Annotated in this window: 22 protein-coding genes and 5 tRNA genes; 17 read left to right on the plus strand and 10 right to left on the minus strand. The window is 41.9% G+C overall.

Features of this window, described 5'->3' with window-relative positions:
- Positions 1–7: 7 nt before the first annotated feature.
- From MTF68_RS13200 to MTF68_RS13210, 3 genes are all read right to left on the minus strand, one after another.
- Complete coding sequence (locus MTF68_RS13200; protein ID WP_004586889.1) at positions 8–808, minus strand: transporter substrate-binding domain-containing protein; 801 nt, start codon at positions 806–808, stop codon at positions 8–10.
- Between the two features lie 52 nt (positions 809–860).
- Positions 861–1,598, minus strand: a complete 738-nt coding sequence (locus MTF68_RS13205) for a UDP-2,3-diacylglucosamine diphosphatase (protein WP_004586890.1) — start codon at positions 1,596–1,598, stop codon at positions 861–863.
- An 84-nt stretch (positions 1,599–1,682) separates the two neighbouring features.
- Positions 1,683–2,174, minus strand: a complete 492-nt coding sequence (locus tag MTF68_RS13210) for a peptidylprolyl isomerase (RefSeq protein WP_024032242.1) — start codon at positions 2,172–2,174, stop codon at positions 1,683–1,685.
- A 413-nt stretch (positions 2,175–2,587) separates the two neighbouring features.
- On the opposite strand from MTF68_RS13210, the gene cysS reads away from it, so the two are divergent.
- Complete coding sequence (cysS, locus tag MTF68_RS13215; protein ID WP_029772558.1) at positions 2,588–3,967, plus strand: cysteine--tRNA ligase; 1,380 nt, start codon at positions 2,588–2,590, stop codon at positions 3,965–3,967.
- Positions 3,968–4,039: 72 nt separating this feature from the next.
- On the opposite strand, the gene folD is transcribed toward cysS, so the two are convergent.
- A complete protein-coding gene (folD, locus tag MTF68_RS13220; RefSeq protein ID WP_029772557.1) occupies positions 4,040–4,894 on the minus strand; it encodes a bifunctional methylenetetrahydrofolate dehydrogenase/methenyltetrahydrofolate cyclohydrolase FolD in 855 nt (284 codons plus the stop codon).
- 341 nt (positions 4,895–5,235) lie between these two features.
- Between folD and MTF68_RS13225 the strand changes: the two genes are divergently transcribed.
- The 11 genes from MTF68_RS13225 (at position 5,236) to MTF68_RS13275 (ending at position 14,691) form a co-directional block, all read left to right on the plus strand.
- Positions 5,236–5,312: transfer RNA gene (locus MTF68_RS13225), tRNA-Pro, on the plus strand.
- A 54-nt stretch (positions 5,313–5,366) separates the two neighbouring features.
- A tRNA-Arg gene (locus MTF68_RS13230) sits at positions 5,367–5,443 on the plus strand.
- Positions 5,444–5,467: 24 nt separating this feature from the next.
- A tRNA-His gene (locus tag MTF68_RS13235) sits at positions 5,468–5,543 on the plus strand.
- A gap of 15 nt (positions 5,544–5,558) precedes the next feature.
- A tRNA-Pro gene (locus MTF68_RS13240) sits at positions 5,559–5,635 on the plus strand.
- Between the two features lie 51 nt (positions 5,636–5,686).
- Positions 5,687–5,763: transfer RNA gene (locus MTF68_RS13245), tRNA-Pro, on the plus strand.
- Positions 5,764–6,118: 355 nt separating this feature from the next.
- The gene (tig, locus tag MTF68_RS13250; protein WP_004586894.1) at positions 6,119–7,423 is read left to right on the plus strand and encodes a trigger factor; all 1,305 of its coding nucleotides are present in this window, start codon (positions 6,119–6,121) and stop codon (positions 7,421–7,423) included.
- 163 nt (positions 7,424–7,586) lie between these two features.
- A complete protein-coding gene (gene clpP / locus MTF68_RS13255; protein WP_024033798.1) occupies positions 7,587–8,204 on the plus strand; it encodes an ATP-dependent Clp endopeptidase proteolytic subunit ClpP in 618 nt (205 codons plus the stop codon).
- 135 nt (positions 8,205–8,339) lie between these two features.
- Entirely contained in the window at positions 8,340–9,623 is a 1,284-nt protein-coding gene (gene clpX, locus MTF68_RS13260) for an ATP-dependent protease ATP-binding subunit ClpX (RefSeq protein ID WP_004586896.1), read from the plus strand.
- Between the two features lie 150 nt (positions 9,624–9,773).
- Positions 9,774–12,134 (plus strand): endopeptidase La, encoded by a 2,361-nt coding sequence (gene lon / locus MTF68_RS13265; protein ID WP_248462751.1) that lies wholly within the window; start codon positions 9,774–9,776, stop codon positions 12,132–12,134.
- A gap of 183 nt (positions 12,135–12,317) precedes the next feature.
- Entirely contained in the window at positions 12,318–12,617 is a 300-nt protein-coding gene (locus MTF68_RS13270) for an HU family DNA-binding protein (protein WP_286247754.1), read from the plus strand.
- 172 nt (positions 12,618–12,789) lie between these two features.
- Positions 12,790–14,691 (plus strand): SurA N-terminal domain-containing protein, encoded by a 1,902-nt coding sequence (locus MTF68_RS13275; RefSeq protein WP_248462752.1) that lies wholly within the window; start codon positions 12,790–12,792, stop codon positions 14,689–14,691.
- Positions 14,692–14,804: 113 nt separating this feature from the next.
- On the opposite strand, the gene MTF68_RS13280 is transcribed toward MTF68_RS13275, so the two are convergent.
- From MTF68_RS13280 to pspF, 6 genes are read right to left on the minus strand one after another with little or no spacing between them, the layout of a single operon-like run.
- Complete coding sequence (locus MTF68_RS13280) at positions 14,805–15,566, minus strand: ATP-binding cassette domain-containing protein (RefSeq protein ID WP_004586900.1); 762 nt, start codon at positions 15,564–15,566, stop codon at positions 14,805–14,807.
- Complete coding sequence (locus tag MTF68_RS13285; protein ID WP_004586901.1) at positions 15,566–16,558, minus strand: oligopeptide/dipeptide ABC transporter ATP-binding protein; 993 nt, start codon at positions 16,556–16,558, stop codon at positions 15,566–15,568. Before MTF68_RS13285 ends, MTF68_RS13280 begins: the two co-directional genes overlap by 1 nt.
- The gene (locus tag MTF68_RS13290; protein WP_004586902.1) at positions 16,559–17,452 is read right to left on the minus strand and encodes an ABC transporter permease subunit; all 894 of its coding nucleotides are present in this window, start codon (positions 17,450–17,452) and stop codon (positions 16,559–16,561) included.
- Complete coding sequence (locus MTF68_RS13295) at positions 17,439–18,473, minus strand: ABC transporter permease subunit (RefSeq protein WP_004586903.1); 1,035 nt, start codon at positions 18,471–18,473, stop codon at positions 17,439–17,441. The genes MTF68_RS13290 and MTF68_RS13295 overlap by 14 nt, the downstream gene beginning before the upstream one ends.
- Positions 18,473–20,080 carry an ABC transporter substrate-binding protein gene (locus MTF68_RS13300; protein ID WP_096739311.1) on the minus strand — a complete coding sequence of 536 codons (1,608 nt, stop codon included), beginning with the start codon at positions 20,078–20,080 and terminating at the stop codon, positions 18,473–18,475. Before MTF68_RS13300 ends, MTF68_RS13295 begins: the two co-directional genes overlap by 1 nt.
- A gap of 15 nt (positions 20,081–20,095) precedes the next feature.
- Complete coding sequence (gene pspF, locus MTF68_RS13305; RefSeq protein ID WP_248462753.1) at positions 20,096–21,160, minus strand: phage shock protein operon transcriptional activator; 1,065 nt, start codon at positions 21,158–21,160, stop codon at positions 20,096–20,098.
- Between the two features lie 186 nt (positions 21,161–21,346).
- Between pspF and pspA the strand changes: the two genes are divergently transcribed.
- The 5 genes from pspA (at position 21,347) to MTF68_RS13330 (ending at position 25,212) form a co-directional block, all read left to right on the plus strand.
- Positions 21,347–22,006, plus strand: coding sequence for a phage shock protein PspA (gene pspA / locus MTF68_RS13310; protein ID WP_004586906.1), 660 nt, complete (start codon positions 21,347–21,349; stop codon positions 22,004–22,006).
- A gap of 67 nt (positions 22,007–22,073) precedes the next feature.
- Positions 22,074–22,307, plus strand: a complete 234-nt coding sequence (pspB, locus tag MTF68_RS13315) for an envelope stress response membrane protein PspB (protein ID WP_004586907.1) — start codon at positions 22,074–22,076, stop codon at positions 22,305–22,307.
- A complete protein-coding gene (pspC, locus tag MTF68_RS13320) occupies positions 22,304–22,705 on the plus strand; it encodes an envelope stress response membrane protein PspC (protein ID WP_004586908.1) in 402 nt (133 codons plus the stop codon). Before pspB ends, pspC begins: the two co-directional genes overlap by 4 nt.
- A 57-nt stretch (positions 22,706–22,762) precedes the next feature.
- Positions 22,763–24,187, plus strand: coding sequence for a YcjX family protein (locus MTF68_RS13325; RefSeq protein WP_248450642.1), 1,425 nt, complete (start codon positions 22,763–22,765; stop codon positions 24,185–24,187).
- The gene (locus MTF68_RS13330) at positions 24,184–25,212 is read left to right on the plus strand and encodes a TIGR01620 family protein (RefSeq protein ID WP_096739313.1); all 1,029 of its coding nucleotides are present in this window, start codon (positions 24,184–24,186) and stop codon (positions 25,210–25,212) included. Before MTF68_RS13325 ends, MTF68_RS13330 begins: the two co-directional genes overlap by 4 nt.
- The last annotated feature ends 99 nt before the right edge of the window (positions 25,213–25,311 follow it).

A 25,311-nucleotide genomic window follows, 5' to 3' on the forward strand; every position in this document is an offset into this window, starting at 1 on the left:
ACACCGGTTAGTTAGGTGTGCTACTTCTTTCTATAAAGTCTATGAGCTCAAGCGCCGTGCTTTGAGAAAAGCCATGTTTTACTAATAGCTCTTTTGCGGTGCCATTGTATAAAATAGTAGAAAAGCCTTGTTCAAGCGCGTCTCTTTTTTGTTTTGCATCAGGGTCAGACTTTGGAAACATAACATGCAGTTGATGATGCTCTAAATCGGGCGAAATATATTCAACTTGTGGCGCGCCGGGTTCATTAAGTTTTTCGGTGTTTTTTAACCAGTATTCACCCACTTCTTTAGTGCCTGCTACTAAGTCTATTCGTCCTTTTTGAAGCATATATAAACTGTTAATTAACCCGCGAGTTGAGGTTACGGCCAGGCCATTACTTTCAGAAAAAACTTCACTTACTGCGTAGCCAACGCCTTTACAAATACTGTATGGCTGTAAAGAGTCCATACTGCCGTCATAGTTTATTTGTCTGTCTTTGAGCTTAAATAGTCCAACGTATACGTTAGCAAGTGGGCGAGAATAATAAAAAAGATCAGTACGCGACTTTGTATAAAAAGCGCCTAAAATTGCATCTTTTTTATTTATTTTGGTAAGCTCCAGCGCCCTGTTCCAGCTGGTAAACTCGATGTCGTTATTAATATTTTGATTAGCTAAGGCCGCTTTAGTTAAGGCAGTAACCCAGCCGTTATCAATTAAGCGCTCACCAATATAGGGTGGGGAGTTTTCGGCGACGAGCTGCCAATTTTCTGAGGCATACCCTTTGGAAAAAATGCAACAAAGCACCAAACAATAAATAGCTTTATACATATATCCTTATCCTATTACCAAAAAGTACTTAAATAATAGTCAGGATTTGAGATTATGCGAAGGGCGTATTAATGAGTTTTTGACCTTGCGGAGTAACCACTAAATATGAGCCTTGAGTATACCAATCACCAAGCACAGTGCGTGTTAGTGTTTGCTTACCTACAGAGTAAGTGTGTACGTTAGGGCGGTGGGTGTGGCCGTGTATCATGTTGCTTACATTATACTTGGCAAACATCGCTAGTACGGCGTCATCTACTACGTCTAAAATTTCTATGGGTTTGTCGGCTTGGCTTAATTTGCTTTTTTCTCTGGCATTGCGAGCAATTTTTTTTCTGTACCATAGTGGCATTGCTAACATTAATTTAGGCCACCACCAACCGCGACTTTTTTTACGAAACTTTTGATACTCAATATCTTGGGTACACATTTCATCACCGTGCAAAATAACAGTGGGAGTGCCATATAAATCTATAACCGTTTGCTCGTTTAGCAATACCATACCTGCGCGTTTAGCGTATTGCTCACGCATAATAAAATCGCGATTACCGTGTATAAAGTACACTGGTGTACCGCCATCTTTAACGGCTTTTAAATGCTTTGCTACCTCACTAGCCAATTCTGTTACGTAGTCATCCCCAACCCATACTTCAAAAAAATCACCTAAAATATACAGTGCATCTACGGGCTTACCAATAATGTGCGTATTTATAAAGCGATAAAAGGCCTCGCTAATATCTGGGCGGTTTTCACTTAGGTGTAAGTCTGCAATAAAGTAGGTTTGAGAAGTCATAGAGGCATCTAGTTAGGTTAAATAAAAGCGGGCGCATACATAATGTACCATGCCCGCTTAATTACTCAGTATATGAGTAAACGTTTAGCTTACAGTAACGTTTTCGATGATTACATTTTCAAGCGGTACGTCTTGGTGAAAACCAGCGCTGCCTGTTGCTACACCTTTAATTTTATTTACTACGTCCATGCCTTCAACTACTTCAGCAAATACACAGTAACCCCAGCCTTGCGAAGTTTCGCTGCTGTGGTTTAAAAAGTCGTTGTCGTTAACGTTAATAAAAAATTGGGCTGTTGCTGAATGTGGATCAGGCGTACGCGCCATTGCTAATGTACCTACTTTATTAGATAAGCCATTATTTGCTTCGTTTTGAATTGGGTCGTTAACGTCTTTTTGTTCCATACCAGGTACAAATCCACCGCCTTGCACCATAAAGCCGTCAATTACGCGGTGAAAAATAGTGCCGTTGTAAAAACCTGAGTTTGCGTACTCTAAAAAGTTTTTAACTGTGTTTGGAGCTTCTTGCTCAAACATTTTAATGGTGATGTCACCAAAGTTAGTGTGTAGAACAACCATGTGGTTTCCTATATCTGGTTTAATTAGTCGCGCTATTTTATCTTAGTTAACTAAGATAAACAAAGTGCTTGTTCAATATAACCAATGCTGCCCAAGGTATATACTTGTGCGTTTTACAGGGGGTTAATATCGAGGCGGTATTTTGCCGTTGTGGTATTTTCTCTCAATATATAACCACGCACAGAACAAGAGCCTGTTAAGCAATAAACAGAGTGGTTTAAAACTGATTTTTACAGTGTTATTAATTTTAACAACAGAACCTCTATTACACACAATCAAGACCTCGCCAAAATTGGTTTTGATTCCAACTTAAACACGCGCATTGAGGTGGTTTGGGTATAAAAAGCGCTAGAGCGGGGGCTTTTCAAGTGTTAACATAGCCAACTCAGCAAACAGTCAAGGACTAAAAGTAAATGGTACAAATATACAACACACTCACGCGACAAAAAGAGCAGTTTAAACCTATGGTCGAAGGCAAAATCGACATGTATGTGTGTGGTATCACCATTTATGATTTTTGTCATATCGGTCATGCGCGTACATTTGTCGGGTTTGATGTTATTGTCCGCTACCTTCGCCACCTTGGTTACGACTTAAAATACGTACGTAATATTACCGACGTAGATGACAAAATAATCAAACGCGCAAACGAAAATGGCGAGTCAATTAATGAGCTAACTTTGCGTATGACCCAAGCCATGCACGAAGACTTTGATAGCCTAAACATGCTGCGCCCAGATATTGAACCTACGGTTACAAACCATATGGATGAAATTATCGAAATGGTTGAGCGCTTAATTGCAAAAGGCCATGCGTACGTAGCAAACGACGGCGACGTGCTTTTTGATGTTTCTACGTTTGAGCAGTACGGCGCACTATCGCAGCAAGATTTAAGTATGCTCCAAGCAGGCTCTCGCGTAGAGGTTGCACAGGATAAAGACGATCCACTTGATTTTGTATTGTGGAAAAAAGCAAAAGCAGGCGAACCTTCATGGTCATCTCCGTGGGGAGAAGGGCGTCCGGGTTGGCATATAGAATGTTCAGCAATGAGCTCAAAGCATTTAGGCGAGCATTTTGATATTCACGGTGGCGGCTCTGATTTACAGTTTCCGCATCACGAAAACGAAATTGCGCAATCATGCTGTGCAAACAATGGTAAGTATGTAAATACGTGGATCCATACAGGCATGGTACAAGTAAATAAAGAAAAAATGTCTAAATCATTAGACAACTTTTTTACTGTGCGTGAGGTACTAAAAACATATGACGCTGAATCAGTTCGTTACTTTTTAATCTCTGGGCATTACCGTAGCCAGCTAAATTACTCGCAAGAGAATTTAGATCAAGCACGTTCATCGCTTGAACGTATTTACACAGCACTTCGTGGTGTTGAGCCAATAACGTGCGATATTGAAAACAATGAGTACGTGGCTAAATTTAGAAAAGCCATGAATGATGATTTTAATACACCAGAGGCGTTACCGGTTTTATTTGAACTGGCTAAAGAGCTAAACCGTGTTAAAGACACCGATACACAGCAAGCAGGGCAATTAGCATTTGTGCTACGCAGCATAGGTGAAGTACTTGGTGTTGCCCAGCAAGCACCTGAATCGTTTTTGCAAGGCGGGCAAGATGATGATGAAGTGGCCACTATCGAAGCGCTGATTGTAAAACGTAATGAAGCGCGCGCAAACAAAGATTGGGCCGCTGCAGATGAAGCACGTGATGCACTTAATGCACTCGGTGTCGTGCTTGAAGACTCAGCAGGTAAAACAACATGGCGTAAAGCGTAAATGCGTTAAAGTAGCTTTTAAACTAAAAAGGGTTGCCAGTTGGCAACCCTTTTTTAATGCTAAGGCATTAAATTAACTGTGGTATTTTTCACATGCTTCGAGGGTATTTTCAATTAAACTTGCTACAGTCATTGGGCCAACGCCACCCGGTACAGGAGTAATAAAATCAGCTTTTTGCTCTGCAACACTGTACTGAACATCGCCCACTAACTTGCCTGTATCTAAACGGTTAATACCTACATCAATCACAATCGCACCTTCTTTTACCCACTCACCAGGTATAAATTCAGGTTTACCTACGGCCACTACTAATAAGTCTGCGCGGCGCACATGGGTTTCTAAGTCTTGTGTAAATTTGTGACATACCGTTGTAGTACAACCGGCAAGTAATAACTCAAGCGACATAGGGCGGCCAACAATATTAGAGGCACCAACAACTACCGCATGCATCCCTTTGTAACGCACGCCCGTTGAATCTAATAAGGTAATAATCCCTTTGGGTGTACATGGGCGCAGCGCCGGCATACGTTGCGCTAAGCGGCCAATATTGTAAGGGTGAAAACCGTCTACATCTTTATGTGGTGTAATACGTTCTAAAATCTTTTCTGCATCTAGGCCTTCAGGTAGCGGTAGTTGCACCAAAATACCATCTACTTCGCCATCGTTATTTAGCTCATCAATTAATGCTAGTAGTTCTTCTTCGCTGGTTTGCGCAGGTAAATCAAATGACTTTGAAATAAATCCTACTTCTTCACACGCTTTACGCTTGGAGCCAACGTAAACTTGGCTTGCAGGGTCAAGCCCTACCAGTACTACTGCTAAACCGGGTGCACGTAAACCGTTTGCAACGCGTTCGCTTACGCGCTCAGCCACTGCACTACGTACTTGTTTTGCGATTGCCTTACCATCAATGATGTTTGCCGTCATGGGGGACCTTTAATTGGGGTTAAATAAACTTCGATACTTATATTTTAAAAGCATCTGCATATAAAGAGGGGTGTATGCAAAAAATTAATTTTATTAATGCTTTTTTAATATGCAGGCTATTTTCGCAGAAAAGGCCCGAAGCGCCAAGTTGCTTTTAGGTTATAAACCGGTGTTTTCAAAAAAAGCGTCTAAATTTCAGCTTAGTTTTGCAATATTTAACCATTATGAACTAAAAATGACCGATTGATTTATTTTATGCAAAAAACGTTTGACCTCTCCCAGGCAAATCACTATTATGCACCCCGTTGTCAACGAGGTCACTCGCAGGCAATCGTAAGCATCGGCGATTAGCGCAGTTTGGTAGCGCACTTGGTTTGGGTCCAAGGGGTCGCAGGTTCAAATCCTGCATCGCCGACCACTTCTTTTATTTTTATAATAGAATAGCTTACAGGCAAACTATGAAGTTTTCGATGCGCCCGTAGCTCAGCTGGATAGAGCAACGCCCTTCTAAGGCGTTGGTCGAAGGTTCGAATCCTTCCGGGTGCGCCATTTGAAAACAAAGTAAATACCGTGGTGATTGTAGCTCAGTTGGTAGAGCCCCGGATTGTGATTCCGGTTGTCGTGGGTTCGAGCCCCATCAGTCACCCCAATTTACTTCGAGTATCGGCGATTAGCGCAGTTTGGTAGCGCACTTGGTTTGGGTCCAAGGGGTCGCAGGTTCAAATCCTGCATCGCCGACCACTTTCTCATAAGTGGTCTTAAATTCAACATTTAAGTATTCAACACTATTATCGGCGATTAGCGCAGTTTGGTAGCGCACTTGGTTTGGGTCCAAGGGGTCGCAGGTTCAAATCCTGCATCGCCGACCACTTTCTTAACCTTAAAGAAAGTAAACGAGTAATCACTCAACAATAACTTCTATTTACTTCCTACTAAAATATCGCTTTAACGAACCAGTTAGTCTGTTTTTTACGCAGTTGGTCTCGATCGTAGCTAAACTAGTCCAAATAATTGCCCCCTACACTCGACTATCATAATTATTAGGTTATAATGCCGCGTCTATTGTTTAACATAGTGCCCGAAGGGCAGAGCAGCAATGGGATCTCATGGTAGTGACGGATGCTTTTTAGTGAAAAATCGCTTTAAAATTTATCAAGACTCATGAAGATTACTTTGTTTGTAAGGAAGGCGAACAGTCGCCAAAATTGAATATTGAGGTAAATCATGCAAGTTTCTGTTGAGACGACTCAAGGCCTTGAGCGCCGTCTGACCATCACCGTTCCTGCAGAGAACGTTGAGACCGAAGTAAAAAAACGCTTACAACAACTGTCAAAAACGCAGCGTATCGATGGCTTCCGTGCTGGTAAAGTACCAGTTTCAGTAATTAACAAGCGTTTTGGACCTGCGGTTCGTCAAGAAGTAGCTGGCGAAGTAATGCAGCGTAACTACATTGAAGCAATTGTTGCTGAAAAAATTAACCCTGCTGGCGCACCATCATTTGCACCTAAATCACTTGAAGCAGGTAAAGATTTAGAGTTTACAGCAACGTTTGAAGTATACCCTGAAGTTGAAGTTCAAGGTTTAGACAAAATTGCAGTAGAAAAACCAGCAGTAACAGTAACTGACGAAGATTTAGCAAACATGCTAGAAACACTTCGTAAGCAACACGCTTCTTGGGCTGATGTTGACGCAGCTGCTGGCGAAAACGACCGTGTAACAGTTGATTTCGTAGGTACTATCGACGGTGAAGAGTTTGAAGGCGGCAAAGCTGAAGACTTCCCACTTGAGCTTGGCCAAGGTCGTATGATCCCAGGTTTTGAAGACAACATCGTTGGTAAAAAAGCAGGCGAAGAAGTAGTTGCTGATGTAACTTTCCCTGAAGATTACCACGCTGAAAACCTGAAAGGTAAAGCGGCTCAATTCACTATCACAGTGAAAAAAGTTGAAGCACAAGAGCTACCTGAATTAAGCGAAGAGTTTGCAACTAAGTTCGGTGTTACCGAAGGCGGCGTAGACGCGCTTAAAGAAGAAGTTAAAAAGAACATGACACGCGAGCTAGACCAAGCGGTTAAAGCTAACGTGAAAGACCAAGCGATTAAAGGTCTTTTAGAAAACAACGAAATCGAAGTGCCTAAAGCACTTATTGATCAAGAAGTTGACGCACTACGTCAGCAAGCAGCTCAACGTTTTGGTGGCGACGCTAAAAACATGCCTGAGCTTCCAGCTGAATTGTTCCACGAGCAAGCTGTAACTCGCGTTAAAACTGGCCTATTACTAGGTGAAGTGATTAAAGCAAACGATATCAAAGTTGATGATGAAAAAGTTGAAGCATTAATTGCTACAGTTGCATCTGCTTACGAAGATCCAACTGAAGTAGTAGAATACTACAAAGCAAATGATCAACTTATGCAGCAAATGCGTAATGTTGCAATGGAAGAGCAAGCTGTTGAAGCTATTTTAGCTAAAGCAAACGTGTCTGACGTTGAAAAAGCATTTGATGACATCATGAATCCTCAGCAAGGTGCTTAATAAGTCATTGACTTAAGCGCTCGCTAACGATTAAATGGCTCGTGTTACTCTGTTTATGCAGTGTGCCCGGGCCATTTTAGTTTGTGCCCCATAATTTGCGAAAAATGATAACTATGCTTCCTTTAGTAAGAAAAAGCATAAGCGCATAAGGAATTAAAAAAGTATGAACACTGGTATGACAGATCCCCTAAATGCATTAGTCCCTATGGTTGTTGAACAAACAGCTAAAGGTGAGCGCTCGTATGACATTTATTCGCGTCTATTAAAAGAGCGAATTATCTTTTTAACGGGCCAAGTTGAAGACAACATGGCAAACCTAATTTTAGCGCAAATGCTATTTTTAGAATCAGAGAACCCTGAAAAAGATATCTTTTTATATATTAATTCACCAGGTGGTTCGGTAACCGCTGGTATGGCAATTTACGATACTATGAACTTCATCAAACCAGATGTAAGTACAATTTGTGTTGGCCAAGCGGCAAGCATGGGCGCATTTTTGCTTACTGCTGGCGCTAAAGGTAAGCGTTTTTGTTTACCAAACTCACGTGTAATGATTCACCAACCGTTAGGTGGTTTCCAAGGTCAAGCATCTGACTTTGAAATACACGCAAAAGAAATTCTGTCTATTAAAGACAAACTTAACCGCTTAATGGCAGAGCATACAGGCCAGCCATTAGATGTTATTTCACGCGATACTGACCGTGATAACTTTATGAGTGCATCACAAGCTGTAGATTACGGCCTGGTTGACTCAGTGTTTACAAATCGCGAAAGCAAGTAAGCGTGTAGGCAAGCAAATAATTGCTTGCCACTTTGAGTTACTATGCGAAAACCAGTAAATTTTGGTATAGTTAAAAGCGAATTTGAAATAGTTGCCAACCTTATTTGGCAGCCAACGTATAAAAGAGGTAGCTGAATGTCTGACACTCCTACAGACGGCGACAAAAGTAATAAATTGTTATACTGCTCTTTTTGTGGCAAAAGCCAACACGAAGTGCGTAAATTAATTGCAGGTCCTTCAGTATACATTTGTGATGAATGTGTAGAGCTGTGTAACGATATTATCAGGGAAGAAATCAAAGACATTGCTCCTAAGCATAATTCGTCTGATAAACTACCTGTGCCAAAAGAAATTCGTAATCACTTAGATGACTACGTAATTGGTCAAGACCATGCTAAAAAAGTATTGTCTGTAGCGGTATACAATCACTACAAGCGCCTACGCAACCAATCTACAAAGCAAGAAGTAGAACTAGGTAAAAGTAACATTTTGCTTATTGGCCCTACAGGTAGTGGTAAAACATTACTAGCAGAAACACTTGCGCGTTTACTTGATGTACCGTTTACTATGGCAGATGCAACTACACTAACCGAAGCCGGTTATGTAGGTGAAGATGTAGAAAACATCATTCAAAAACTGCTACAAAAATGTGACTACGACGTAGAAAAAGCGCAACGTGGTATTGTTTACATTGATGAAATTGACAAAATTTCGCGTAAATCAGATAACCCATCTATTACACGTGACGTTTCGGGTGAGGGCGTACAACAAGCGCTGCTTAAACTAATTGAAGGCACGGTTGCCTCAGTACCACCACAAGGTGGTCGTAAGCACCCGCAGCAAGAGTTTTTACAGGTTGATACCTCTAAGATTTTATTTATCTGTGGTGGTGCATTTGCAGGCTTAGATAAAGTAATCGAACAGCGTAGCCATAAAAATACCGGAATTGGCTTTGGTGTTAACGTTAAAGAGTCAGCGTCGAGCCGCTCTTTAAGCGAAACATTTAAAGACGTAGAGCCAGAAGATTTAGTTAAGTACGGCTTAATTCCTGAGTTTATTGGTCGTTTACCTGTTGTTGCTACATTAACTGAGCTTGATGAAGCGGCACTTGTACAAATATTAAGTGAACCTAAAAACGCCATTACTAAACAGTTCTCTGTATTGTTTGGTATGGAAGACGTTGAATTAGAGTTCCGTGATGATGCACTAAGCGCTATTGCTCACAAAGCAATGGAGCGTAAAACAGGTGCTCGCGGACTTCGCTCAATTGTTGAAGGCGTACTGCTTGATACTATGTATGAGCTGCCATCAATGGATGATGTAAGCAAAGTGGTTATAGATGAAACCGTGATTAAAGGTGAATCTGACCCAATCTTGATTTATGAAAACAATAATCAAGATAAAGCTGCATCAGAGTAGTTTTTAAGCTATTTGTATAAAAAAGGAGCCTTAGGCTCCTTTTTTTATAATTAATTTGAACGAGTTGGGGAAAATTGTTGAACTTTAATTAGATTATCCCCATATACTTGAGTAATCTTTTAAATAAATGAAGTGCGAAGAGAAACTATAATGACGCTTGAGAGAACCGATCGAGTCGAAATCCCAGTGTTAGCACTGCGCGATGTTGTGGTATATCCGCACATGGTGATCCCGCTTTTTGTAGGCCGTGAAAAATCAATAAAATGCCTCGAAGCGGCAATGGATAAAGACAAACAAATTTTCTTGGTTGCACAAAAAGATGCAACTATAGACGAACCTGAGCAAGACGATATTTACCGTATCGGTACTATTGCTACTGTACTTCAGTTATTAAAGTTACCAGACGGTACAGTTAAAGTTTTAGTTGAAGGTACGCAGCGCGCACAAATTGAAGAATTTGTAGATAACGCTGAGTTTTTTGTAGCGAATGCTCAGTTCATCGAATCTGATTCAGTGGATGAGCAAGAGCAAGATATTTTCATCCGCAGCGCTGTTAGCCAGTTTGAAGGCTATGTAAAACTTAATAAAAAAATTCCACCTGAGGTATTAACCTCTGTTTCAGGTATTGATGAGCCAGCACGCCTTGCCGATACAATGGCAGCGCATATGCCCTTAAAAGTGCCTGAAAAACAAAAAGTGTTAGAAATTTCAAGCGTTACAGAGCGCTTAGAATACTTAATGGCACTGATGGAAGGTGAAATAGACTTATTGCAAGTTGAGAAAAAAATTCGTACCCGCGTGAAAAAGCAGATGGAAAAATCTCAGCGCGAGTACTACCTCAACGAGCAAATGAAAGCCATTCAAAAAGAACTTGGTGAGCTTGATGATGTACCTGACGAATTTGAAGCGCTTAAAAAGCGTATTGAAGAATCAGGTATGCCAGAAGAAGCGAAAGAAAAAGCATCAGCTGAGCTTAATAAGCTTAAAATGATGTCGCCAATGTCTGCAGAGGCCACTGTAGTGCGTTCATACATTGATACGTTAATTAACGTACCATGGAAAAAACGCTCTAAAGTGAAAAAAGACTTAGCAGGCGCGCAAAAAATTCTTGATAGCGATCACCACGGCTTAGATAAAGTTAAAGAACGCATAATTGAATACCTCGCGGTGCAACAACGTACCAATAAGCTCAAAGGGCCTATTTTATGTTTAGTGGGACCACCGGGTGTAGGTAAAACGTCACTCGGGCAGTCTATTGCACGCTCTACGGGTCGTAAATATGTTCGTATGGCATTAGGTGGCGTACGTGACGAAGCTGAAATTCGTGGTCATCGTCGTACTTACATTGGCTCTATGCCAGGTAAGCTGATTCAAAACATGACAAAAGTGGGCGTTAAAAACCCATTATTCTTGTTAGATGAAATCGACAAAATGTCATCAGATATGCGCGGCGACCCAGCTTCAGCACTATTAGAGGTGCTAGATCCGGAGCAAAACAGCCACTTTGCTGATCACTACTTAGAAGTTGATTACGATTTATCGGATGTAATGTTTGTAGCAACATCAAACAGCTTTAATATTCCTGGTCCATTATTGGACAGAATGGAAGTTATTCGCTTATCGGGTTACACCGAAGATGAAAAGCTAAACATTGCAAAAGAGCACTTAATTACTAAGCAAGTTAAACGCAATGGTTTAAAACCTTCTGAGCTAGTAATAGAAGACAGTGCAATTATTGGCATTATTCGTTACTACACGCGTGAAGCGGGCGTACGTAATTTAGAGCGCGAAGTATCTAAACTATGTCGTAAAGCCGTTAAAAATATCTTACTTGATAAAGAGACTAAAACAGTCACTATCAATCAAGATAACCTAGAAGAGTTTTTAGGTGTACAGCGCTACGACTACGGTAAAGCTGAAGACGGCGACCGCATTGGTCAGGTAACAGGCTTAGCGTGGACCGAAGTAGGCGGCGATTTACTGACCATTGAATGTGCAGCTGTGCCAGGTAAAGGCAAACTAAGCTACACAGGCTCACTGGGCGATGTAATGCAAGAGTCGATACAAGCGGCCATGACGGTGGTTCGTAATCGTGCTGATACGTTCCGTATTAATAACGATTTTTACGAAAAACGCGACATTCATGTGCATGTACCAGAGGGCGCGACCCCTAAAGATGGCCCAAGTGCCGGTGCAGCAATGGTGACGGGTTTAGTATCGAGCTTAACAGGTAACCCCGTTAAAGCCGATGTAGCAATGACAGGTGAAATAACACTGCGCGGTGAAGTACTGCCTATTGGTGGTTTAAAAGAGAAACTACTTGCTGCACACCGTGGTGGAATTAAAACAGTCATCATTCCTAAAATTAACGAACGTGACTTAAAAGAGATCCCAGATAACGTACTGGCAGGCTTAGATGTTCACCCAGTTACATGGATTGATGAAGTATTAAAGTTAGCTTTAGTGCATCCTGTTGAGAGTTTTTCAGTCGAAACACCGAAAAACCAATAAAAAACCCAAAAAAAGTGCTTTAAAGGGCTTTTCAAATCTAATCGGTATGATAAGTTAAGCACTGGTTTTCGAGCCTAGCCCTTATGGGGCCTAGGCTTAAGAAAAATATAATCATGTGAGCATTAAAAGTTTGCTCTAAAATTTTCAAAAAAGTGATGTTAGTTTAAAAAACAATCGCTCTTGATAATAACAATGAAAGAGGATGATATTGTGAATAAATCTCAATTAATCGATCAAATCGCAGCTGACGCTGACATTTCTAAAGCGGCTGCAGGTCGTGCACTAGATTCATTCATCGAGTCTGTATCTGGAGCGCTTAAAGATGGCGATTCAGTTGCACTTGTAGGTTTTGGTACTTTCTCAGTACGCGAGCGTGCTGCTCGTTCAGGCCGTAACCCACAAACTGGTGAAACTATCCAAATCGCTGCGGCAAATATTCCTTCTTTCAAAGCCGGTAAAGCGCTGAAAGACGCAGTAAACTAATCACTGTTTAAATACAGATTAGTTATGGCGAGTGTATATAAACTTAATTATCCTAATCGATGAATTAAGTAACTTCACCGCCAGTTACTTCAAGTGAAAAAGCGTATCTGGTAAGATACGCTTTTTTTACATATGACAAGGTAAAATACCTTGATCAATAAGAGATAAACAAATGCTTGAGAAAATCAGAGAGGGCTCACAGGGTCCTGTAGCCAAAATAATTTTAGGCGCGGTGATTTTATCTTTTGCCTTAGCAGGGATCGGTAGTTACTTAGGTCAAACCCCAGAACAACCCGTTGCTGAAGTAAATGGAATTAAAATTAGCCAAACCGAATTTAATCGTGCTTATCAAAACGAACGTAGCCGTTTAGAGCAACAATTTGGCGAATACTTTGCACAAATCAGTGCAGATCCAAATTACATGGCGCAAATTCGTCAAGGTGTAATTGACCGCTTAGTACAACAAGAATTGCAATCACAATTAGCGGCAGATTTAGGCCTTCGCGTAAGCGACGACAGCGTACGTAAAACAATTTTAGAACTACCTTACTTTCAAATTGGTGAAAAATTTAATAACGACCGTTACCTACAAGTAATTCGTCAAATGAACTTTCAACCAGATGCTTTTCGTGAGTACTTACGTAAAGACATGACACGCAGCCAATTAGTGTCTGCGGTTGCTGGTACTGAGTTTGCACTTGAAAACGAGCTTAAACGCGCTGCAGCCCTGCAGCAGCAAACGCGTAGCATAGACTACCTTGTGTTAAGCAAAGAAGCGTTACAAGCAAACGTAGACGTATCTGAGCAAGAAATTGCTGATTACTACGAGCTAAACGCATCACAATTTTTATCGCCAGAGCGTGTATCGGTTGATTACATTGAGCTTAAAGCACAAGATATCACCGTAGAGTCGGTAACAGAAGACGACGTAAAAGCGTATTATGAGCAAAATAAAGCACAATACATCGAGCCTGAAAAACGCCGTGTATCGCACATTTTAATTGATAACAGCGAAGATGATGATGCCGCGCTTGAAAAAGCCAACGCATTACATGAGCAGTTAGAGCAAGGTGCTGATTTTGCACAGCTTGCAGAGTCATCATCTGATGATGTTGTGAGTGGCGAAATGGGCGGCGACCTAGAGTGGATTGAGCGCGATGTAATGGACCCAGCTTTTGAAGATGCTGCATTTGCGCTTCAAAACAAAGGCGATATTTCAGAAGTTGTAGCATCAGAGTTTGGTTATCACATCATTAAACTTACTGACTTACAGCCAGAGCAAGTAAAAGCGTATGACGACGTAAAAGCCGACTTACGTGCAGAGCTTGAGCAAACTGAAAAAGTAGATGCGTTTTACGAAAAGCAAACAGAAATGGGTGCCTTAGCATTTGAGATTTCTGACCGTTTAGACGATGCTGCAGAAGTGGCAGACGTTGAAGTTAAAACCACGCCACTTGTTGCACGTAATGCATTGCCAGAGCCACTTAATACACCTGCGGTAATTTCTCAGTTGTTCTCAGTAGAATTACTTGAAGATAAAGTAAACTCAGAAGTGATTGAGCTAGGTGATGAGCACGTTATTGTAGTACGTGTAAATAAATACGAGCCATCTGCAACTAAACCGCTTGCGCAAGTGAGTGAGCAAATCAAAACACGTTTAGTTAATGAAAAAGCATCAACACTTGCTAAAGAAAAAGCACGTGAGTTATTTGCACAAGTTCAAGCGGGTAAAACGCTAAGCGATGTGGCGAGTGAGCAAAACCTAACGGTACGTGAAGAAGCGAGCTTAACGCGTCAAAGCTATACGGTTTCGCCTGCTATTGTAACGCAAGCGTTTAAAATGCCTCGTCCTAATGATACACCAAGCACAGACGTGGTTGATTTAAACAACGGTGATGCGGCAATTGTTGCACTTAAATCGGTAAGCGATGCGCAAGTAACCGCAAATATCGACCCGCAAGTACAGCAAAACATTACTATGGCGCAAGCTAACAAAAACTACTTAGCGTTTATTGAGTCTTTAAAGGCTAAAGCTGAGCTAAATCTACCTGTGGTAGAGCAAGCAGCAAAATAATCGCGATACATTAAAAAAAGGCGCGTTACTTTATAAGTAACGCGCCTTTTTTATAACTTCAATGTGCTTAGTAAAATGATTAGGCAGTATTGCTTATAAATATAAGCTTTGTATTAACAGCAAATTAGGCGCTGTGTTACTTTTGATTGCGGATTTTGAAACACCTCTTCGGTACGCCCATATTCTACTACCTCACCTTTTTCAAGCACCACTAGCTGATCGCTGATATGGCGCACTAAACTTAAATGGTGCGTAATGAGTACATAAGTTAAACCGGTTTCTTTTTGCAGCTTAAGTAATAAGTTAACTGTTTGCGCACGGACGGAGGGATCTAAAGCCGATAGCGCTTCATCAAGCACCACCACTTTAGGGTCTAAAATGAGCGCCCGCGCCAACGCTACACGCTGCAATTGGCCTACACTAAACATGTGAGGGTAATAATGTTGATGATCGATTAGCAGTCCCACTTTAGAAAGCGTGGCATCTATTTTTTCTTGGCGAGCTAGTTGGTCTGAATCGGTATTATACTGCAAGCAATCATCTAGCATATCACCTATGGTGAGACCTGGGTTGAGCGAGGCAGCGGAGTCTTGGAATATCATGCGGATATGTCGACATTGATCATCGCGCACGCCGTCATCTTCAATAATGTTACTTTCTAATAAAATTTGCCCACTGTCAGCGCTATCGGCCCCTGCGAGTAATTTAGCGAGTGTACTTTTACCCGCACCGGTTTCACCGATTACTGCGATTGTTTCGCCTTTGCCCACACAAAAAGAGATATTTTTTAGTACCTCAAATTTTTTGCGGCTAAATAAACCGGCACGTATGTTAAAGGTTTTACAAAGCGCTTGTACTTTTAATACCGGTTGCATTACTTCATCTCCTTAATAAGCGGAAAATGACACGCATAGCTGTGCCCATGGTGCTTAGTAAGTGCAGGGGTAATTACACATTCTTTTTGTGCTTGAGGGCAGCGTGGGCCTAATCGACAACCTATAGGTAAATGTTGCAAAGTAGGGATAGTGCCTTTAAGTGCATAAAAGGGTTCTTTGTGTGCTAAGCCTTGCTCATAATTGGGTAAGCTTTTTAATAACGCTTGCGTGTAAGGGTGGCGAGGCTGGCGAAAAATACGTTGTGTAGGGCCGGCTTCAACCATTTGCCCACAATATAAAACATGAATACCGTGCGACCAGTCGGCTATTTCTTCAAGCTCATGAGAAATCATCAAAATAGACATATTTTTTAATTGATTTAAGCTTTTTAGCAACCTAAATACCTGTGCACGGGTGGTGCTTTCAAGCGCTGTAGTCGGCTCATCAGCAATTAGTAGCTTAGGAGTGCGCGCTATGGCCATGGCAATCATGACCTTTTGGCACACGCCTTCTGAGAGCTCGTGCGGGTAACTATCAAGCACAGCATCGTGGTTTTTAATACCCACTTTATGGATAAGTGCTTTTACGCGGTCTTTACGTTCTCTATTGCGCTTTAAAAAAAAGCCTTTAGTGGATGTTTCAGGCAGTGTTTCGGCTATTTGGTCAAATATTTTAGCGGTTGGGTCAAGGCAGCGGCTAGGGTCTTGGTAAATCATCGCAATGTCTTGGCTGACTGTTTTTCTTCGTTGCTCTGGGGTTAAGCGCATTAAATCAACACCGCGCCAATGCATTCTATCGGCTGTTATATGCCAGCGTTCGTTAAGTACCCCAACAATGGCTTTGGCTATTAAGCTTTTACCTGAGCCCGACTCACCCACCAAGCCATGTACTTCGCCTTCTTTTAGGCTAAAGCTGACTCTGTCTACAGCGCGAATCACCGTTTCAGAGGTACGCAGCTCTATGGTTAAATTTCTAACGTCGAGTAATTGCATTTAATCAGCCTTACGTGCTTTAAGCACTTTTCGTAGGCCATCACCTACTAAATTGGTAGACAAAACCGCTAAAAATAATAATACACCCGGTAGCGCAACGGTCCAAGGTGCTAAATATATAAGGCCTAAATTCTCAGCCAGTATGGCGCCCCATTCGGTTGTAGGGGGCTGTGCACCAAGTTTTAAAAAGCCTAAGGCAGCAATATCTAAAATAGCAGTAGAAAGCGCGGTGGTAAAAATAACCACAATGTGCTCATAAATATTAGGAAAAATACCCCGCGACAAAATATGCCAGTTAGAGGCACCATCAAGCTTAAAAGCGGTAATGTAGTCTTTACTTAGCTCATCAACAATTAAATTACGAATAGAGTGAATAAATTGCGGTAATAACGCCAGTATAATGGCCCACACTGTATTCATTAAGCCCGGCCCAAGCACTGCAATAATAATAATCGCCAATAGCAAAGACGGAATAGAGAGCGTGATATCAAGCAAGTGATTTAAAAAGCTTGAACGAAGGCCGCGGCTAATGCCGGCAAAAGTGCCAACAAGCACACCAATAATGGTGGTAATAAATGCAGCCACCACCGATAAGCCAAACGTGTAGGTTGCGCCATTCATTAAGCGCGAGAGTACATCGCGTCCTAAATCATCGGTGCCCAAAATAAAGCGCACATCACCCATTTCTCGCCATGATGGCGGTATAAGTAAAGCATCGCTATGTTGCTGGTTAACTCCATACGGCGCTAAAAAGGGCGCACTGGCGGCCAATAGCGCAAACGCCATAAAAATCCATAATCCCACCAAGGCGGGGTGATTGTTTTTAAATTTGCGCCAAAAACGCGCCAGCGGCGATTTATTCGACTCTTCAGAAAATAATTTAAACTTTACCATGTGCCTGATTCCGCGAAATTGGGTCGAACAGAGTATATGTAAGCTCGGCAACAATAGTGGCAATAATAACAAACATAGACACCGCCATTAAACCGCCTTGAATAGCAGGGTAGTCTCGTTGGTAAATACTATCGATTAGCCAACGGCCAATACCCGGCCAAGAAAAAATAACTTCGGTTATCATGGCAAGCGTAATAAGCGTACTAAATTGCAGTCCTATTTGTTTTATTACCGGCAATAGCGCATTGCGCAGCGCATGATGCATAATTAATTGGCGGCGATTAAGGCCTTTTGCCCTGGCCGTTTTTATAAAGCTTTGATCCATTACTTTAAGCATAGAGTCGCGGGTAAAGCGCACTAAAACAGTGGTAGGAAACATGGCCAGTACTATGGTTGGCAGTGTTAAGTGATGCAGTGCATCTATAAATGCTTCACCTTTGTAGGGGAAGCCTGCGAGCATAATATCGATTAATATAAACCCGGTATTAGGCGGTATTTCAAATAGTAATCCCATTCTACCCGACATAGGAAACCAGCCCAGTTTGAGCGAAAAAATCATAATAAGTAACAGCGCTAACCAAAAAACCGGAATAGAGTAACCAATCATGGTGGTAGAGCTAATTAATTTATCTGGCCAACGGCGTGTATATGCTGAGGCCAAAATGCCCGCTGGTACGCCTACCACAACCGATACAATAAGCGCATAAACACACAGCTCTAAAGTTGCTGGAATTAAATCTAAAATGTGCTGAAAAACGTTATCTCCCGAGGCAAACGACACGCCCCAGTCACCTTGAAATATACGCCCTAAAAACGCTAAATACTGCATAACGTAGTTGCTGTCATACATGTATTTATCTTCAAGCTCACTGTGCTGAGAAAAATTACCGCTAGGAATACCACTTAGGTTGCTAAGCGGATCCCCTGGGAACAAGTAGCTAAGCGAAAAGGTAAATATGCTTAGCATTAAAATCATGAACAAAAACAAGCCAAGGCGGCGTAATATATAATCTAGTATCATTATTTTTTCCTCGCATTTGCGAGTGAAATCGCCCCAAATGGGCCAAGGGTTATCCCTTCTACATCGGCACTATTTGCTTGAAAACGCATACCATGAGCAATAGGCACTAACGGAAGCTGATCAATAATGAGCGCTTGAACCTGATCGTAATACTGTTTGCGTAAGCTTAAATCGGTGGTGTCGAGCGCTTGGGTAAGCAATAAGTCAAACTGCGGGTTACACCAATTGGCTGGGTTTTTACCGCTAAAAGTGGCGGTGCAGCTTAGCAATGGGCTAAAAAAGTTATCTGGATCGGGGGTATCGGCAGCCCAGCCGAGTAATACGCTATCATGGCGGTGCTCACCTATACGCTGAATAAAAGTATTCCACTCGTACTCAACAATACTCACATTAACACCTATTTTGCGTAAATCGCTCTGCATCAGCTCAGCCATTTTACGGGCATTAGGGTTATAAATTCGGCTCACTGGCATTGCCCAAATGGTCATATCAAAGCCATTCGGTAACCCCGCTTCTATGAGCAGTTTTTTAGCCAGCTCTGGGTCAAACATAGGCATGTTTTCTTGTGGTTCAAAGCCCCACGAGGTCGGCGGTAAAATAGATTGCGCGCGTATACCATTACCGTAATAAACGGCTTGCATTATTTTGTCTATATCAATTGCATGCGCAAGGGCTCTGCGTACTCTAATGTCATCAAAAGGGGCGCGCTCAGTATTAAAGGCCCAATAACCAATATTTAAATTGGTTTCTTTTTCAACGTTTATATCGTCTCGTTGCGCTAAAATACTCAGTTGTGCGCTACTTGGGTGGGCGGTTACATCGCACTCTTTAGTGAGCATTTTTGCTATGCGCGTAGTGCCGTTTGTCGTAATGTCGTAAACCAGCTGTTCAAGGGCAACATCGTGCTTCCAATAAAGTGGGTTGCGGTAAAAGCGCACTAAGTGATCGCGTCTGTACTCTTTATAAATGTAGGGGCCTGTGCCAATAGGGTACTGATCGAATAAATTAGTTTGATCTCGCGCTTTTAATTGCATTGCGTATTCTTGCGACAGCACCACGGCAAAGTCGGTGGCCATGTTCGTTAAAAAACTGCTTTCTGGGTGAAATAGCTCAAAGCGCACTTGATAGTCAGACACGCGCACAATTTTACGAATAAGCTGATCGAGCCCCACACTTTGAAAATACGGGTAGTTTGCATCGCCTACAAAATGGTACGGGTTGTACACGTCAAATAATCGGCTAAAGGTAAAAATAACATCATCAGCATTAAAATCGCGAGTAGGGGTAAAGTACGAGGTAGAATGAAATTTTACGCCTTTACGCAGCGTAAAGGTAACCGACTTTCCATCGTTGCTAATTTTCCAATCGGTTGCCAGCTCACTTTTAAAATCTGCAGTAACGGGGTCAATACTAATTAAACGGTCAAATAACTGATTAGCAATAATATCAATAGTTGAGCCAGTGGTTGTTACTTGCGGATTAAACGACACAGGGTTCGCTTCGGCGCAATAAACGAGGCCTTGGTTTTTCTCTTCTATAATTTCTTCTTTACTATCAAAGCAGCCTGTTAAGGTGCTGGCTAGTAAAACAAGTAGTATTTTATGCACTCGCATAACCTCTAACTATTTATCTTCTAATAAATTGTATTTTTTAAGATAACCACGTAATTGATGATACGTTAAACCGAGTACTTCTGCAGTTTTCTTTTGATTAAATTGGCTATGCTCAAGGGCTTTATTAATCATATTAATTTCAAATTCGTTAGAGCGCTCTTTTAAGCTACACGGAAATTCAATTGGGGCGCTAAGCTCGTTACTAAGCTCGCTAACAGGTGTGGCTAGTGTTGTAGGCTCAGCCGGGGCAACCGGTGTTGCAATAGCAGCTTTAATGCGAGCTTTGGGTCTAAAACGGCTTTCAAATGGGTCTAAAATAATCTGGTGAACGGGAATATGTTCATTACCATGACGATACAAACTTCGCTCAACTACATTTTTAAGCTCGCGTATATTACCCGGCCAATCGTAATTTAGCAGGGTTTCGGTGGCGCTGCGGGTAAAGCCACTAAATAACTCCCACTCTAAATCGCGTGCCATATTCATGGCAAATTGCTCAGCGAGTAGCATAATATCGTCTTGACGTTCGCGCAGTGGTGGCAGGGTAATTACATCAAAGGCTAAGCGGTCAAGTAAGTCACTTCTAAATTCGCCCTGTTCAGCAAGGTGGGGTAAATCTTCGTTGGTGGCACACACTAAACGAGTATCTACCTTTACGGTGTGTTTACCACCAACCCGCTCAAATTCACCGTATTCTATAACGCGCAGAAGCTTTTCTTGTACCATGGCCGATGTATTAGCCAGCTCATCTAAAAATAAGGTACCGCTGTTAGCGCGCTCAAAGCGACCTTCGTGACGTTTACTTGCTCCGGTAAAAGCCCCACTTTCATGACCAAATAATTCGCTTTCGAGGAGGTTTTCGTTAAGGGCTGCACAGTTAAGCTTTACGTAGTTTTGATCCCAACGCTTTGATAAAAAGTGTAAACGGGCGGCTATAAGCTCTTTACCGGTTCCTCGCTCGCCAATAATAAGCACTGGCTTATCTAAATTAGCTAACTGCGATACCTGATCAAGTACAGCTAAAAAGCTATCAGATTGGCCGAGTAAATTATCCTGTTGGCGATATTGGCTCATTTTTCCTAACTCTTGGTCATTTTTGCTAACAGTTAGTGTATTTCATAATCAGGGATAACTAAAGGAATTTGTATATTTAGTTTAACTTAATGAAAATAAAGTGTATTTTAGATTTTAAAAAGTTGGCAAGCATATTGATACTAGTTACAGCAGACCAACTAAGTTTATATTACAGAGGTAAATGTTATGGGAATTTTTTCGCGTTTTGCAGACATTGTTAATTCTAATATCAATGCCATTTTAGATAAAGCAGAAGACCCAGAAAAAATGGTTCGTCTTATTATCCAAGAGATGGAAGACACATTGGTAGAGGTGCGCTCTACGTCAGCGAAAACACTGGCTGAGAAAAAAGAATTAGTACGTCGTGTAGACACACTAAAAGCACAAGTAAGCGATTGGCAAGACAAAGCAGAGCTTGCATTAAGTAAAGACCGCGACGATTTAGCGCGCTCAGCGTTACTTGAAAAGCAAAAATCGGCAGAAGCAGTCGCAGCAGTAGAGTCTGAGCTTGAGCATGTAGAGTCTCATATTGAGAAACTTCAGCAAGAAGTCACTACTCTACAAGAAAAGCTAGCCGATGCTAAAGCACGTCAAAAGGCAATTATTTTACGTCAACGTTCGGCTGAGTCGCGCCTTGAAGTGAAAAAAGCCCTTGATAGCTCTAAAGTAGAAGATGCACTTAATCGCTTTGAGCGCTACGAAACTAAAATTGATGGACTAGAATCTCAAATAGAGTCTTACGATTTAGGTAAAAAGTCGCTTGCAGATGAAATTGCCGACCTACAAAAAAATGAAAAGATAGATGATGAGCTTGCCGAACTTAAAAAGAAGCTAGCTGATAAATAACTTATAAAGGGGTACTTAAAGTGCCCCACTGCTTAAAACATCGATTACGGATTGTCAGGAGAGGATTATGTTTGATCCAGAGATACTAATTGCACCATTTATCTTGTTCATGATTTTTGTTGCGCCACTGTGGTTAATTTTGCACTACCGTAGCAAAAAGCAAGTGAGCCAAGGGTTAAGTGAGCATGAACATCGCCAGTTATTGGAACTTGCCCACAAGGCCGAAAAAATGGCTGATAGAGTAGAAACCCTTGAAGCATTACTCGATCAAGAGTCACCACAATGGAGACGCAAAGTATGAGTGCCAAACGCGAATTATTAAGAGACCCACAGCGCGGTAAAATCGCCGGTGTATGTGCGGGATTAAGTGACTACTTTAATATGGAGTTATGGTTAGTTCGCATTATTTTTGTTAGTGCGGTACTGCTAACGGGTGGCCCATTATTTGTGGTAGCGTATATTGCAGCGTGGTTTATTTTAGATAAAAAAGACCCCACAACTATACATACTAGTAGCTCAACTAAAACTGACGATCCGCTAGAAGTTAAATTTAAAGTATGGCAAAAAGGCGAGCCACCGCGCCGCGCATTGCAAGACTTAAAAGAGCGTTTAACGCGAATAGACACGCGTCTTCAAGATATGGAGCGCCATGTTACTTCAAGCGAGTTTACGGTTAGCCGTGAAATCAACAAACTTTAAAGGATTTAATAGCACTTTGTTCGGTGATTAACAGCATCAATGAAGTGCTAGCCCATTATGAGTAGCACTTCATTTGCCAAAAAAACCTTTAAAAGTATTAAAGGTTCAGCCCAAAAAGCCCTTCATCGCAGTTTAGATCAACACGTAAAATTGGCCGTAACCGGTCTAAGTGGCAGTGGTAAAACCGCGTTTATTACCGCACTTGTTAAGCACCTTACAACACAAAGCGATGATAAAAACTTACCGTTTTTTGATGTAATGCGAGAGCACCGCCATATAGCCACCAAAGTGGTGCCGCAAGAGGCGTTAAAAGTCCCTACGTTTGACTATCCGCGTGCACTTAATGCCTTGCTCCCAACTGATGGGATGCCTACATGGCCTGCATCAACCGAGCGTATTAATACCCTGCGTTTAGCGATTAAATACCAAAGCGCATCAGGGTTACGTGGGCATTTTTCGCCGCAATCTACGCTGTATTTAGATATTATTGACTACCCAGGTGAATGGCTACTTGATTTACCTATGCTTGAGCAAAGCTATAGTCAGTGGTGCGAGCAACAATACCCGCTGTTACTACAGCACCCGCGTGTGAATACCTCTACTGAATTTTTAAACGCGCTTGAACAGCTTGATTTAAATGCGCCTGTAGATGAAGGCTTGCTTGCACACATTGCGGCGCTTTATCAAAGTATGCTGGTGGGCCTTAAAAAAGATACTAAGCTTGCCATGTTACAACCTGGGCGCATGCTTATGCCTGGTGACTTACAAGGTGCGCCGCTTTTGTTGTTTTTTCCGGTAAATGCGCAGCATATAAAAAGTGATGAGGTAGTGGCAGGCTCTAACTTAGCGCATTTAATTAAGCGCTTTAACGCCTATGTAAAAGAGGTGGTTAAGCCATTTTATAATGAGCACTTTAAACACTTTGACCGCCAAATTGTGTTGGTAGACGTACTCAGCGCTTTAAATGAAGGCCACGAAACACTCCAAGAGCAAAGTAGTGTAATAAACCAATTACTCGCACACTTTAATTACGGCGAGTCGGGATTTTTTAAGCGTTTATTTAAACCCAACATAGATAAAATACTGTTTGCTGCAAATAAGTCAGATCATATAAGTGCAAAGCACCATAAAGATTTAGCACTACTACTTGACTCATTAGTGCATGAGCAAAGTAATCACTTAAAGTTTGATGGCGTACAAATAGAAACCATGGCAATGTCGTCAATTGCAGCAACGCAGCCGCGCCAAGTGGCCGATAAAGGCCAAACGCTTGATTGCATTTATGGCAAACCACTTAACGAGCAAGATTGGCTTACTTATTTACCCCCACAGCCACCAAAGCGCATGCTTAATAAAAATGAGTGGCCAGCGCAGGGCTTTGAGTTTTTATCGTTTGCGCCTATGCCAAACCCCGATAAGCAACTTAAGCATATTCGCCTTGATCATGTGATGCAGTACTTGTTAGGAGACAAATTATCATGAACGACACACAGCAAACTTTTCAAGCAGGTAGGCGAATTGATAGCCAAGCTGATGAACAGGTTGAGGCGACGCTTGCTCCTGCAAAAATAATTACCCAGGGTCAAAGTGAATACATTGAAGAGCCTGAAGATGAACTTCTTGATGAAGAAATAGACCTAGAGCCGGTATATAAAAAGTCTAAATGGCAAACGCTTAAAGGGGTGTTTGCTGTAAGCTTTTTAGTGTTAGTGCTTTTAGAATTTGCGTATTCGTTAGTGTTTGCGTTTCAGCAGTCGGTCATTTTAGGCGGTGTTTATTTAACTGCGGTGGTAAGCGGTGTGTTGCTAATTGGGCGCATGCTATGGCGCGAATACAGAATGCTGCGCAGTTTAAAGCGTAATCAGTTACACCGCCAAGAAGCCGACAGACTCTTAAATAGTGAGCAAGTAGGCGGCGCATTACCCTGGCTTGAAAAACTAAATAAGCACCAACAGCTCGACAACTTCGATGCGTTTAAAAACCAAGTGGCTACCCATCATAGCGATAAGGAAATAATGACCCTTTACGCAAATAGCTTGCTTATAACGCAAGACACGCAAGCTAAAAAGCTTATAAACCGCTTTGCGACAGAGTCAGCGTTGCTTGTTGCCTTAAGCCCCCTTGCGCTGGTGGACATGATGGCGGTGCTTTGGCGCGGTACTAAGTTAATAGAGCAAATTGGTAAAATTTATGGCATTGGTTTTGGTTACGCAAGCCGCATTAAGCTCTACCGTATGCTAATAAAGCAAGTTATGTTTGTAGGCAGTGCTGAGCTTGTATCTGATTTAGCAGCCACAGCACTCAGTGCTGAGCTTTTAGGTAAGCTTTCGGGGCGTGCAGCGCAAGGTGTAAGCGCCGGTATATTTACAGCACGTATTGGTTACAAAGCAATGGAGCTTAGCCGCCCATTACCACGGCTTGAAAACAAACGCAGCTTGTTAAAAGGCACAGTGCAAAGTATTGCCAGCAAAATTATGAGCCGTAAAAAGGCCGAGCCAACGTCCTAAAGTAGCAGTGGCAATATTTGTGTACAAAACCGCGCTGAGCGGTTTTTGCACAAATAGCCATCTGAGCATCCGGCATGCTTGTGATTTAAACTGCGGTGC

Origin of the sequence: Pseudoalteromonas sp. 2CM37A, assembly GCF_023161885.1 — a bacterium.
In the GTDB taxonomy this organism is placed as follows: domain Bacteria; phylum Pseudomonadota; class Gammaproteobacteria; order Enterobacterales; family Alteromonadaceae; genus Pseudoalteromonas; species Pseudoalteromonas atlantica.

Coding starts and splice junctions, on each gene's coding strand:
- MTF68_RS13200 (WP_004586889.1), bottom strand. CDS start 808: ATGTATAAAGCTATTTATTGTTTGGTGCTTTGTTGCATTTTTTCCAAA.
- MTF68_RS13205 (WP_004586890.1), bottom strand. CDS start 1,598: ATGACTTCTCAAACCTACTTTATTGCAGACTTACACCTAAGTGAAAAC.
- MTF68_RS13210 (WP_024032242.1), bottom strand. CDS start 2,174: ATGGTTGTTCTACACACTAACTTTGGTGACATCACCATTAAAATGTTT.
- cysS (WP_029772558.1), top strand. CDS start 2,588: ATGGTACAAATATACAACACACTCACGCGACAAAAAGAGCAGTTTAAA.
- folD (WP_029772557.1), bottom strand. CDS start 4,894: ATGACGGCAAACATCATTGATGGTAAGGCAATCGCAAAACAAGTACGT.
- tig (WP_004586894.1), top strand. CDS start 6,119: ATGCAAGTTTCTGTTGAGACGACTCAAGGCCTTGAGCGCCGTCTGACC.
- clpP (WP_024033798.1), top strand. CDS start 7,587: ATGAACACTGGTATGACAGATCCCCTAAATGCATTAGTCCCTATGGTT.
- clpX (WP_004586896.1), top strand. CDS start 8,340: ATGTCTGACACTCCTACAGACGGCGACAAAAGTAATAAATTGTTATAC.
- lon (WP_248462751.1), top strand. CDS start 9,774: ATGACGCTTGAGAGAACCGATCGAGTCGAAATCCCAGTGTTAGCACTG.
- MTF68_RS13275 (WP_248462752.1), top strand. CDS start 12,790: ATGCTTGAGAAAATCAGAGAGGGCTCACAGGGTCCTGTAGCCAAAATA.
- MTF68_RS13280 (WP_004586900.1), bottom strand. CDS start 15,566: ATGCAACCGGTATTAAAAGTACAAGCGCTTTGTAAAACCTTTAACATA.
- MTF68_RS13285 (WP_004586901.1), bottom strand. CDS start 16,558: ATGCAATTACTCGACGTTAGAAATTTAACCATAGAGCTGCGTACCTCT.
- MTF68_RS13290 (WP_004586902.1), bottom strand. CDS start 17,452: ATGGTAAAGTTTAAATTATTTTCTGAAGAGTCGAATAAATCGCCGCTG.
- MTF68_RS13295 (WP_004586903.1), bottom strand. CDS start 18,473: ATGATACTAGATTATATATTACGCCGCCTTGGCTTGTTTTTGTTCATG.
- pspF (WP_248462753.1), bottom strand. CDS start 21,160: ATGAGCCAATATCGCCAACAGGATAATTTACTCGGCCAATCTGATAGC.
- pspA (WP_004586906.1), top strand. CDS start 21,347: ATGGGAATTTTTTCGCGTTTTGCAGACATTGTTAATTCTAATATCAAT.
- pspB (WP_004586907.1), top strand. CDS start 22,074: ATGTTTGATCCAGAGATACTAATTGCACCATTTATCTTGTTCATGATT.
- pspC (WP_004586908.1), top strand. CDS start 22,304: ATGAGTGCCAAACGCGAATTATTAAGAGACCCACAGCGCGGTAAAATC.
- MTF68_RS13325 (WP_248450642.1), top strand. CDS start 22,763: ATGAGTAGCACTTCATTTGCCAAAAAAACCTTTAAAAGTATTAAAGGT.
- MTF68_RS13330 (WP_096739313.1), top strand. CDS start 24,184: ATGAACGACACACAGCAAACTTTTCAAGCAGGTAGGCGAATTGATAGC.